Raw genomic sequence first — 12,543 nt, 5'->3', positions numbered from 1 at the left:
AACCGATTTGTACACAATATTCTAACACCATAATGTCTAACTACCGACGCACTCGCCATTTTGCCGTTCCGCTGTTATTGCTCAGCGGTGTTGCTGTGGCCGACGATAACGTATCGTTGCACACTGCAACCGATTTAATCCCTGTGTCTAAAACTGATCAGGAGGGTGCGGTTTTTATCGATGCTGACCAAATGGACGAAAGCAAGAATCAGCAGGTCAATGCCCGAGGTAATGTCGAATTGCGTCGTAATAAGGGTGTGCTGACTGCCGATGAGGTTCATTACCAGGCCGATACTGATACCGTGCAAGCAACAGGCAATGTCAATTTAAAGCAGCAGGGTCTGACGGTTACTGGTCCGGCACTAGAATTGCAAATGGGTAAACAAATCGGCAATATGACTCAACCAGTATTTGAGTTGGATAGCGCCGCAGTGGCCAGTAAGTTTACTAATATGAGTCTCACCCCGCGGGGTAACGCAGATATCTTAGACTTCGTAGGCGAAAATCAATACCGCTTGAAAAACGCAGCATATACAACTTGTCCAGTCGGTAATGATGATTGGTATTTGCGGGTGAAAGAGCTGGATATAGACAATACCCGTCAAGTTGGAACAGCGCATAGTGCGGTGCTTGAATTTAAGGGCACACCCATACTTTATACACCCTGGATGGATTTTCCTTTGGATGGCAGCCGGCGTTCAGGTTTATTGGCGCCTACATTCGGTACGACTAGTAAAAGTGGTAGTGAATTCAGTATTCCCTACTACTGGAATATTGCCCCCAATTATGATGCAACGATTACACCACGTTTAATGACTAAGCGCGGCACACAGCTAGGCACCGAGTTCCGTTATTTAACCAGCACCTATCGAGGTATTCTGGATGGTGATTTTTTAGCTGATACACAGACGCAAACTAACCGCTGGCGTTTTTTTGGTGCGCATGATCAAGTTTTTGCACCTGGTGTGACAGGTCATTTTGTGTATCAGCGTGTTTCAGACAATGACTACTTCCGTGATTTATCGAGTCAGATCAGTGCTACCTCGCTGACTAACTTGAATCAGGAAGCTGTAGTCAGTTATCAAGCTGACTGGTGGCGTGCTGCTGTGCGGGTACAGCAGTATCAGACTCTGCAAGATCCTAACGCCCCTGTCATCCCTCCATATAAACGTTTGCCACAATTGACTTGGCAGGCGATGACAAGCACGGATAATGGGCTGGATATTAATGTCAACACTGAGCTCACTCGATTTGACCATCCTACGTTAATTACGGGTACGCGCTTTGTCGCTTATCCTAGTGTAGCGATGCCGTTAATTAATCAGTTTGGCTACATTACCCCCAAAGTTGGTGTGCATTATACGGATTACGTGCTTAACTCTACGCCAGCCAACCCAGCTGAAAATAGCTCGCGTACTTTGCCTATCATGAGTGTGGATAGTGGCGTTTATTTTGATCGTGATGTGAACTGGTTTGGCGGGCATTATCAACAAAGTCTGGAGCCTCGCGCTTATTACGTTTATATTCCTTATACAGATCAAAGTGCGCTGCCTAACTTTGATAGTGCGGTAATGGATCTGAATTATTCGCAGCTGTTTACGGAAAATCAGTTTATTGGCAGTGATCGTATTAACAATGCCAATCAGCTTACTTTGGCAATGACCTCGCGTTTGCTGGATACTGAAACTGGATTAGAGCGGATACGTTTTGCTGTGGGGCAGCGTCTGTATTTCACCCCACAAAAGGTCACCTTGCCGAATGGCGTTGCCAGTAATGATACCAGTAGCGATTTGCTGGCTTCCCTGGGTGGGCAAATTAATCAGGCCTGGCGCGCAGAGGCGGCTATTCAATACAATACTCAGCTCAATGAGACTGTGCGCAATAGCTTTACTGCCAGCTACCGTCCTGAGCCAGGTAAGGTGATGAATTTTAGTTATCGCACTATTAGTGGCGAAATAAACCAGATTGATTTGTCTGCACAATGGCCTATCGCACCTCGCTGGTATGGCATGATGCGTTACAATTACTCGCTTATGGATAAGCGTGTAGTAGAAGGTTTAGCTGGTTTGGAATACAACGGCGGTTGCTGGGCAGCGCGTGGTGTATTCCAGACTATAGCGACTGCTGCAAATGTCAGCAGCACTTCGTTCTTCATACAATTGGAATTGAACGGATTAGGCCGATTAGGTTCTAACCCACTTGATGCTCTTAAACTTAGCGTGCCTGGATATACTAACTCCAATGAAATCAAATAAATTTAAAACCCTGTTCGCTTTACTGGCCTGTTTACCCGTTATGGCGTTTGCAGCAAGTAATGCGCCTTTGCAATTGTCATCTGAACTAGGTGCTTCTGCGTCCAAGATTGAGCCACTTGATCATATTGTTGCCGTAGTGAATGACGAAGTCATTACCCAGCATGATTTAGACGCGCGCTACCAGCGTGCGGTCACGCAACTGGAAAGTCGCAAAACACCACTGCCACCGCGTGATGTGCTGCAGAAGCAGTTGTTGGAGCGGATGATTAACGACAGCATACAGCTACAATTGGCAGATCAGACGGGTATCAAGGTTGATGCCAGTATGCTGGATAAAGCCATCGACCGTATTGCAGCGCAAAATAAAATGTCGCTAGAGCAATTCCGTGATGCTTTGGCTAAAGAAGGCGTGGATTTTGCCAGCTTCCGCGAGGATATTCGCAAAGAAATTATTCTCAACCGCCTGCGTGAACGTGAGGTTGATAATAAAATCAATGTCACCGAATCTGAAGTTGATGCTTACTTAGACGCCCAAGCCAAGCAAGGTGCCGATATTGAATACAATACTGCACACATTTTAATCCGTATCCCGGAAAACGCGACCACCGAGCAAATACAGGCGGCTTATGCCAAGGCGCAAAAAGTACTTAAGGAAATTCGCGCGGGCGGCGATTTCGCTCAGATTTCTGCGAGTTATTCTGATTCACCAAATGCACTGGAAGGTGGTGCGATGGGCTGGAAGCACGGGTCAGAAATCCCTACTTTATTTAGTCAGGTACTGGTTAATATGAAACCTGGTGAAACCAGTGACATCTTGCGCAGTAACAATGGTTTCCATTTGATCAAGCTGATCGATAAGCGCGGGCAAGCAGCTGCGACTATTATTCCGCAAACCCATGCACGCCATATTCTGATTAAAACGAATGAGGTAGTGTCAGAAAGCGATGCTAAAAATCGCCTGTTGCAAATCCGTGAGCGTCTGGAAAACGGCAGTGTGAAATTTGAAGATATGGCGCGGCAATATTCCAATGATGGTAGCGCAGCTAAAGGCGGTGATTTGGGTTGGTTGTCACCAGGTGAAACAGTCCCTGAATTTGAACGGGCGATGAATGCGCTCAAGCCTGGTGAAATCAGTCAGCCGATATTGACACCTTTTGGTTATCACCTGATACAGGTGATAGAACGTCGTGATGAAGATGTGACCAAAGAGCGTCAACGCATGCTGGCACGTCAGGCACTGCGTGAACGTAAAATTGATGAAGCGCAGGAAGACTGGATACGTCAATTACGTGATAGCGCATTTGTTGAATATCGCGACGGCACGCAATGACCTTATGTCTCACTGCCGGCGAACCTGCTGGCATTGGTGCTGATTTATGTGTGATGCTGGCGCAAACTGCACGGGAATTCCCCATCGTCGTGCTCGCGGATCAATCGCTTATTCGTGAGCGTGCTGCTCAGTTAAAGCTGTCATTACGCATAGTTGACTATGCGACAACACCTGAGGTTACTCGATTAGCCGGCGAAATCAGCGTATGTCATATTCCCTTAACTGTCCCTGCGCAAGCAGGTGTGCTCAATCCCGCGAATGCCCAGTATGTGCTTGATATATTGGATCGTGCGGCCACAGGTTGCATGAAAGGTGAATTTGCCGGTATGGTGACTGCGCCGGTGCAAAAATCCGTAATTAACGCAGCGGGTATCCCTTTTACTGGACATACAGAATTTCTGGCTGATGTGACGCAAACTGAGCGCGTGGTTATGATGCTGGTCGGCGGTGGTATGCGCGTCGCACTGGCGACTACGCATTTGCCATTACGTCAGGTGGCGGATGCCATTACTGCTGAATCTCTTATTACCACTTTGCGGATACTGCATCGCGATATGGTGCAGCATTTTCATATTGCAAATCCCCATATTCTGGTTGCAGGGCTCAACCCGCACGCGGGAGAAGATGGCCATTTAGGCGATGAAGAAATCCGCATAATTACGCCTGTGCTTAACCAGCTTCGCGCTGAAGGCATGAATCTGACTGGCCCATTGCCTGCCGACACCCTGTTTAATCCAGTTCGTTTAGCAAGCGCTGATGCAGTATTGGCGATGTATCACGATCAAGGCCTGCCAGTGCTGAAATATGCCAGTTTTGGTGGTGGTGTAAATGTGACGCTGGGGCTGCCTATCGTGCGGACTTCAGTGGATCACGGTACAGCGCTGGATTTGGCGGGTACGGGAAAAGTACATGCGGGTAGTCTTGCAGCGGCAATTACTTTAGCGGCACACATGGGCGGAATGGAAAATGGCTAAACATATTGCACGTAAACGCTTCGGGCAACACTTTTTATGCGATAACGATATTATCGATGGCATTATTCACGCTATACGCCCGCAAGCAGGGGATAAACTAGTAGAGATTGGGCCGGGTTTGGGCGCATTGACCGTACCGCTGATGGCGAATGTTCCCCATCTGGATGTGGTCGAATTGGATCGCGACATTATTGAGCGTCTGCGCCGTACCCACAGCGCAGAGAAACTTACGGTACATGCTGGCGATGCTTTGGATTTTGATTTTGCCAGTCTGGGCGATCGTTTGCGTATTGTTGGCAATTTGCCATATAACATTTCTACGCCGCTGTTATTTCACCTTGCTGAATTTGCGCCGCAAATTGTGGATATGCACTTCATGCTGCAAAAAGAAGTCGTTGAGCGCATGGTCGCGCAGCCAAGTACGCACGATTACGGGCGGTTAACGGTAATGCTGCAGTATCGCTTTGAAATGGAATCATTATTTGATGTGCCTCCTACTGCGTTTGATCCACCGCCCAAGGTGGACTCTGCTATCGTGCGCATGCTGCCACGTGTAGCAAGTGAAATGGGTGCGTATAACATTACCACTTTCGCACATGTAGTCAGCAGCGCGTTTGCGCAACGTCGCAAGACCATACGCAACACGTTGGCTGGTTTACTCAACCCTACAGACTTTGCCAAACTGGAACTTGATTCGCAACGTCGCGCAGAAACGCTGAGCGTGGCAGAATTCGTCCATATTGCTAACTATTTAACCAACAAGGAATCATCATGACTTTACTTATCGACATCGCCCAGGCCTGCCTGGATACCATGGAATTGCCGAGTACGCGCGTTCCTAACCTGCCCGTGATTAACCTGCCGGTAGATATAGAAAACGGCAAGCTTAATTTATTTATACATAGTCATGAAGAAAGTCGTCGAGTGTTTGTCTATGCACGCCCGCAAGATATGCTGGTGCCGATAGACCGTATTCCAGCGCTCGCTGAGTTTTTAACTCGCGCTAACTATGGCTTGCCACTCGGCAATTTTGAAATTGATATGAATGACGGTGAAATGAATTTCAAGAACAGCATCGATATCAGTGATGGCGAACTCACCACTAAAATGGTGCAAACGCTGGTGGTATTTGCGCTGGAATGTTTGAATCGCTACTTGCCTGGCATCCGTGCAGTTATTGAAGGTACAGAGCCTAAGTTTGCAATAGAAGATATCGATGGTCCCACCAAAGTGGTCATTAAATAAAGACTGAATAAAGATTAATGCCATGCAAAATCAATATGACCCGCTAGCTAATTATCAGAAATTTACGCCTGTCGAAGCGCTAACTGCATGGTTAGCACGTCCGGGAATATGGGCGGGAATAGTATTTATAGCGTTGTTGTTTGTTGCGGTAAGTGTGTTGTATGGGCACGGTATTGATTATCCATTCGTGTTTGATGATGTGCCATTTTTCACTGAAGCCAATTTGCATCAGTATGGCACCTCGATATTCCATTTTGATTTGCGTTGGTTGTCGTATGCCAGCTTAGGCTGGACTTACGAATTATTCGGTATGGATATTGCCGCGTTACGCTGGGGCAATATCTTGTTACATGGCATTACAGCCAGTCTGTTGTTCGTGTTTTTCCAGCGCATGATTAGTCTGGCTAAAATTGGTACGCAAGCAGCGAGTTTTAGCGCTTTTCTGCTGGCGCTGATTTTTGCCATCCATCCCGTTGCTGTCTATGGTGTGGCGTATCTGGTTGAACGCAGCATTATCATGGCAACCTTGTTCAGCGTGGCTGTGTTGTGGTGCTATCTCGAAGGTATTAGTCGCGAGCAGGGTAAAGGCTGGTTAGTTGCTGCTGTTGTGTGTTATTTCCTAGCTGTATTCTCTAAAGAGCATAGCGTCATGTTGCCTGCAGTTGCGGTGTTGTTGTCTATCTGGCAGGGCGCATCCATCCGCGACATCGTGCGACGTTATTGGGTGGTGTACGTTGGTTTTGCGTTGGTAGGTGCATTTATTATCTTGCGTAGCAAAGGGGTGCTGGGTGCGCCTTACGAGATTAACGCGCAAGCCATGCTGGCGCAAATGTCGGAAAGTCGTGGCGGTGTCATGCCTGAGCATGTTTATGCCCTCAGTGTGATTTCACAGGCTTATCTTTATTTCAAATATTTGCTGGTGTGGCTGATACCTGCGCCGAACTGGCTGGCGATAGATTTGCGTCAGCATTTTCCTGCGAAAATAATGAGTTTCCCTGAAATTGCAGGTTTTGTTGCTTTCCTGATTTATCCTGTCGTTGCGTTTAACTGGTTGCGTAAAGGCGGACAACGCGGACTGATAGGTTTTGCGTTACTGGCGCCCTGGTTGTTGTTTTTTACCGAGTTAGCTACCGTACGTCTGCAAGAGCCATTTGTGCTTTATCGCAGCTATTTATGGTTCAGCCCTTTACCTTTGTTGATCGTTGGGCTGATGGGTGTGCTGGATACACGCGTTAAACAACTTAGCATAGTGATATTGTGCGCGGTATTTGCCAGCCTTGCGTGGGGACGGATAAACACGTTTGAAAGTGCGATCAAGTTGTGGACTGATGCCGTTGCCAAGGATGCGGATACCAGCCGTATAGGAGCGGAACGTCCCTACAATAATCTGGGTTATGCCTACATGCAGGCGCACCAGATGACTGATGCTGAAAACAATCTGATGCAAGCGCTGCATATCAACCCCAAAGCCGAGGATGTGAACTTCAACATGGGCGTTATCCGCATGCTGCAAGGGCATAGCGATGAGGCATTCAATTATTATGATCAGGCGATTGCAGAAAAAGATGATTATCGCGCACCTATTCTTAATCGCGGGTATTTGAAATTTCAGCTTGGGCGTGCAGCTGATAGTCTGGTTGATTATGATCGTGCTATCGCATTGCTGCCAAATTCTGCCGATGGTTATCTGAATCGCAGTTTGAGTTATGCTGCGCTGGGGCAATTTGATAATGCCTTGGCTGACAGCAATATGGCAATCAAGCTCGCGCCCAGCAATATGCAAGCGTATATCAATCGAGGTGCGATCTATGCACAGCAGCAGCAGTTTATACCGGCATTGGCTGACATGAATTATGCAGTGCAGCTCGCTCCAAAATCTGCTGAGGCCTATTACAACCGGGGTCATTTAGCGCTGATACAAGGTGATCGTGATAGTGCTGCACGCGATCTGCAAATAGCGGTGCAGCTGAATCCAAATTATCCAGAAGCGCTGACACAACTGGCCACTTTGGAAATATATGCTACGCATTATGAACAAGCTTTGGACTTGCTAAATCATGCAGTCAGCCTGCAACCCAATGCCGCACCACTGTATATAGTGCGCGGCGCAGTGCAATCTGCATTGACGCACAACGATGCGGCATTAGCGGACTATCAGCATGCAGTGCAACTGGCGCCTAACAATGTCAAAGCACAGTTGAGCAAAGGTATGCTGTTAGTTGGTCTGAATCGTCGGGCTGAAGCCATGCCTGCGCTGCAAGCCGTTTGTCAATTAGATCAAGCCGCCGCTTGTGCTAAGGCCAAGCAACTGATGGCGAATGGACGTTAAAGAGTTTAATCATATCGCACTTGAACCCCAGCACTCGGTCGTCGTAGAGGCGTGTGCAGGTAGTGGTAAAACCTGGTTGCTGGTATCGCGTATTGTGCGCTTGTTACTAGATGGCGTTGCACCCAGTGAAATACTGGCAATTACCTTTACCCGTAAAGCTGCGCGGGAAATGCAGGCGCGACTGGATGACTGGTTGCGATTATGTGCAACTGCGGAAGATGATGATGTCCGCCAGTTTTTGCGCGAACGCGCAGTAGATGAATCCCAGCTCGAAGGCAAATTGGTACAGGCGCGGGGTTTGTTTGAGGCTGTATTGACGGCGCAACCCAGTGTCACTATCAGTACCTTCCATGCCTGGTTTTTGGATGTAATCCAGCGTGCACCGTTATCGTCTGGTTTGATGGGTCTGGAGCTGGCTGAGCAGACTCGACCTTATCTGAATCAGGCGTGGGGGCAGCTAGGTCAGCGCTGGATGCGCGATCCTGATGAGGCAACGGCAGTCGCCATGCAAGCGCTTATCGCGCAATTGGGTTTATTCAACACCCGAAAATTACTTAATAATTTTATCCATAGACGCAGCGAGTGGTGGGCTTATACAGCAGGTGAGGCTGAGCCGCTGAATTACTCGCTGGAGAATCTGCAAACCGAAATCGGCGTAGACATAGATGTTGATGTAGCGGCTGAATTATTGGCCGACACCAAATTTATTGTCGATTTGCAAGAATATGCGCGTCTGCTAGGTTTAAATACCGCTACTACACAAAAACGGGCAAATGCGATTGTCAATATTCTGGCGGCGACGTTGACGGCAGATCAGCTATATCAGCAATTGCACAGTACAGTGTTATCGGCAAAGGGTGAGTTATATAGCCTCAATGCCAGCGCAGCACAAGAAAAGCGTATGGGAGCGACAGCACAGGACAGTATGATTAGTCTGCATGTTGTCATAGGTACGCGCTTAATAGATACGCACCAGCAGCGTTTGGCGCAAGCCAGTTACCACTTCAACACACATGTATTGCGTGTCGGCACAGCATTGTTGGCGCAGTATCAAACAGTAAAACTCGAAGCTCGGGTGTTGGATTTTGCCGATGTGGAGTGGCAAGTTGCGCAGCTGTTATTGAATTCGGATGATGCCGAATACACACAAATGAAGCTGGATGCGCGCTACCAGCAAATCCTGCTTGATGAATTTCAGGACACCAATCCCATACAATGGCAGATCCTGCAGGCATGGTTTGATTCTGCACGTACCTCTCACGTCATGCCCAAGGTTTTTTTGGTTGGGGATCCCAAGCAATCTATCTATCGATTCCGTGGTGCCGAGGCGGGTCTGTTTGATCTGGCACGTGAATATCTGCAAACGTATGGTGATGCGCATTATCTGCAACAAAATAACACACGGCGCAGCAGTCACGCCATCATCACTGGGCTCAATGCGACATTTGCACCCATAACAGATTACCCATTGTTTCATCCCCACGGCGTATATGAAACAGTACGACCCGGACGTATAGAAGTGTTGCCGCTGGTCAGTACGCCAGAAGCGGATGGCGGTAACGAGTCGCTTGTTCGAAATCCGTTAATGCAAGCGCGGCTTGAAGAAAATGAAGTGCACGCCCGTGAGCTGGAAGCGGAGCAATTGTCTGCTCGTATTTTGGATATCGAAGGCAATTGGGTTATAGATGATGGCAATATAACGCGCACGGTACAGTTTGCCGACATCATGATATTGGTTCGCAGCCGAACTCAACTGCATCATTATGAGCGTGCGCTTAATGCAGCTTGTATCCCACATACCAGCGCGAGCCGCACAGGCTTGCTGGAAAGTATGGAGGCGCAAGATATTCTGAACTTGCTGCAATGGCTGTCTACGCCATATCTGGATTTGCCGCTAGCGCAGGTGTTGCGTTCACCTATATTTGCCTGCAGTGATGAAGAACTAATACAACTGCGTTTGGCCAAACTGCCCACTGCGACCTGGTGGGAAACGCTGCAGCAGCACGCCGATACCGCCACATTAGCGCGAGCAGCCAGTCTGTTAGCAAAATGGTTGGAGTATGCCAATGTGCTGCCAGTACATGACGTGCTCGACCGTATTTATTTTGAATCCAATCTCATTGCGCGCTATCAGGCTGTAGTGCCTGCTGCGATGGCGAAGCAAGTTACCAGTAATCTGACTGAGCTACTGGCTTTGGCTTTGAGCGTATCGGGTGGACGTTACCCAAGTCTGGCCAGATTCTTACATGATATCCAAGAGCTGAGTGGCGATAGTGAAAGTGCGCCGGAAGAAGGGATGGCCGATGTCGGCAATACCGTCAGTATTCATACCATACACGGGGCAAAAGGGCTGGAAGCACCGATAGTCTGGCTGCTGGACGCGGGTGCGCGACAGGCGCCAGCAGACACTTATCGCGTGTTACTAGATTGGCCATTGGGTGCTGCACGCCCTCGTCATTTTTCATTCATCACTACGCAGAGTGCTATAGCTGAATATCAGCAGCCCTATCTGGCGCATGATGCACAGCATCATCAGCGTGAGGATTACAACTTGCTTTATGTCGCCATGACACGTGCGCGACAAGTCTTGATGGTGTCTGGGGTTACCAGCCGACGTAGTGGAGGCTGGCATCAGCTTATCAGTGCGGGTTTGGCTGGAGATGCAGAGGGCGCGCCTATTATTCACGGTGATGTATTAACGCAGCGCCTTGTGACTGCACCTGTCAACATATCCACGCAAGTCAGCATCACACTGCCTGCAGATATCGAGCAAGCCTATCCCATGGGTCAGCGCAAAGTGAATGATGACACATTGGCGACGCAATATGGCAAGCTAGTGCACGCACTGCTGGCTGCAATGCTCCCGCCTGAAACTTGCTCGGATGACAGCTTGCATGCCAGTTTTGGTGCACAACATGAATTTGAACGAGCCATGCAATGTGTACGCCAAATTGTGCAACAGCCACAGTTACAACGATTTTTTGACCCACAGCAATATCATTCTGCCCATAACGAATATGCCTATCTGCGTGAAGATGGCAGCACGTACCGCATAGACCGTTTAGTTGTGTTTGAGGATGAAGTGTGGGTGCTGGATTATAAAACCGATCAGCAAATATCCGCTGATGAGCTCATTTCTCGCCACCGCGAGCAGCTGGCTGAATATCGTAGCGCCATGCAATGTTGTTATCCGGCGCATAAGGTGTGTTGTGGGTTGATTACGAGTGCGGGGGAGTTGGTGGTAGTAAGTGATGGGAGTTAGCGTAATTTGTGGAGCGGGGTTTCCAGATGGAAAGACGCTTTAATCTTGCGGAATTTTGGCGGATTTTATCTGTTTTTGGGAAGCACGATCTTTGATATCAAAAATGAGTTGTAACTGACAAATAATTCGAAATGGAGCGCTTTCTCATGAGGTTTTTCAACCGATTAATTATATCCGTGGGATTTTTAGTCGTATTGGTAGGTATTGCCCAGTTTTTTATATTGCATTGGATTGATCAGCAAAAAATTATTGTGGTAAGCGATGCAAGAAATTCACTGCGATTAGTTGCGGATGCCTACATGATGTTGCCTGGGGATTGTGGGGAAAAGTGCGTGGCTCGAACAATTACACTCGCACATCTAGTGGCACTTTCACAATATGGGAAAAAGACATCCGCTGATTTAGCTAAAGACTTGGCTACAGGGTATTCTCTTTTGAATGCAGCATTGATCAGAGGCCAGTTACCTAATAAGACAGCAGAGTTTGAACTTGCTTTAGAACGATTGCTGTTTTTTAACCGAATGAGTGTGCTTGCTGAAAACTGGGGGCGAAGCTTAGATGGAAGTGACATCGTTGAGAAGGTCACGTCCTTGGAGAAATATGCATATGATGACGAAGAAAACTCCGTTTCTCTACGAGAGTCACAGTTATTTAGCATATTGCATGGCAATAAGTTCAACTTATCCATGAGCCATTTTGAATCGCCATCGGATAAAATTCCTTTTTCAGAATCATATCAGTTGTTGGTGACGGGTTATGCGCTTTGTGCTGTAGGTCATGAAGAAGGTGCTGACTATCTGAAGCAGGTGATTCCCTTCTTTAAAAATAATCACAATAGTTTTATATATGCGACCGTGCGCAATTTAGATGCTCCACTGATTGCGGCAGCAGAAAAACAAGCTGGCTGACAGAATTACATTAACGATCTCGAAAATGTATTAGGAGGCTTAGGGAGTAGGTCTGGGTTTTAGTATGTTATACACATAGTGAAATTTAGAATGGCAGGGTCTGTTCTAATATTCGAATAAATTTTATGCTCGGGTAAGTCGAGGTTGCCCGACGGTAAGTCACTTTCTCTTGTGCTTGCCCAAAGAAAGTAACTAAAGAGAATGGCACCCCACTACGAGGTGGCGCAGAAGGGGATTGTC

8 protein-coding genes are annotated in these 12,543 nt (G+C 47.8%); all 8 read left to right on the top strand.

Annotated features, from left to right (window positions below):
- Positions 1 to 32: 32 nt before the first annotated feature.
- Positions 33 to 2,255: an LPS-assembly protein LptD gene (locus SFSGTM_RS13980; protein WP_162085699.1), complete on the top strand. Its 2,223-nt coding sequence runs from the start codon at positions 33 to 35 to the stop codon at positions 2,253 to 2,255.
- Positions 2,242 to 3,585 carry a peptidylprolyl isomerase gene (locus SFSGTM_RS13975; protein ID WP_162085698.1) on the top strand — a complete coding sequence of 448 codons (1,344 nt, stop codon included), beginning with the start codon at positions 2,242 to 2,244 and terminating at the stop codon, positions 3,583 to 3,585. Before SFSGTM_RS13980 ends, SFSGTM_RS13975 begins: the two co-directional genes overlap by 14 nt.
- Positions 3,582 to 4,559: a 4-hydroxythreonine-4-phosphate dehydrogenase PdxA gene (gene pdxA / locus SFSGTM_RS13970; protein ID WP_162085697.1), complete on the top strand. Its 978-nt coding sequence runs from the start codon at positions 3,582 to 3,584 to the stop codon at positions 4,557 to 4,559. Before SFSGTM_RS13975 ends, pdxA begins: the two co-directional genes overlap by 4 nt.
- Positions 4,552 to 5,334 (top strand): 16S rRNA (adenine(1518)-N(6)/adenine(1519)-N(6))-dimethyltransferase RsmA, encoded by a 783-nt coding sequence (gene rsmA, locus SFSGTM_RS13965; protein WP_162085696.1) that lies wholly within the window; start codon positions 4,552 to 4,554, stop codon positions 5,332 to 5,334. The genes pdxA and rsmA overlap by 8 nt, the downstream gene beginning before the upstream one ends.
- Positions 5,331 to 5,804, top strand: a complete 474-nt coding sequence (locus SFSGTM_RS13960) for a YbjN domain-containing protein (RefSeq protein ID WP_162085695.1) — start codon at positions 5,331 to 5,333, stop codon at positions 5,802 to 5,804. Before rsmA ends, SFSGTM_RS13960 begins: the two co-directional genes overlap by 4 nt.
- A gap of 22 nt (positions 5,805 to 5,826) precedes the next feature.
- A complete protein-coding gene (locus SFSGTM_RS13955) occupies positions 5,827 to 8,133 on the top strand; it encodes a tetratricopeptide repeat protein (protein WP_162085694.1) in 2,307 nt (768 codons plus the stop codon).
- Positions 8,123 to 11,395, top strand: a complete 3,273-nt coding sequence (locus SFSGTM_RS13950; RefSeq protein ID WP_162085693.1) for a UvrD-helicase domain-containing protein — start codon at positions 8,123 to 8,125, stop codon at positions 11,393 to 11,395. The genes SFSGTM_RS13955 and SFSGTM_RS13950 overlap by 11 nt, the downstream gene beginning before the upstream one ends.
- Positions 11,396 to 11,541: 146 nt before the next feature.
- On the top strand, positions 11,542 to 12,303 hold the full coding sequence (locus SFSGTM_RS13945) for a hypothetical protein (RefSeq protein ID WP_162085692.1): 762 nt from the start codon (positions 11,542 to 11,544) through the stop codon (positions 12,301 to 12,303).
- Positions 12,304 to 12,543: the final 240 nt, after the last annotated feature.

This window comes from Sulfuriferula nivalis (assembly GCF_009937995.1).
In the GTDB taxonomy this organism is placed as follows: Bacteria; Pseudomonadota; Gammaproteobacteria; order Burkholderiales; family Sulfuriferulaceae; genus Sulfuriferula; species Sulfuriferula nivalis.
The sequence above is the reverse complement of the archived record's forward strand: the minus strand, read 5'-3'. Positions and strand labels throughout refer to the sequence as shown.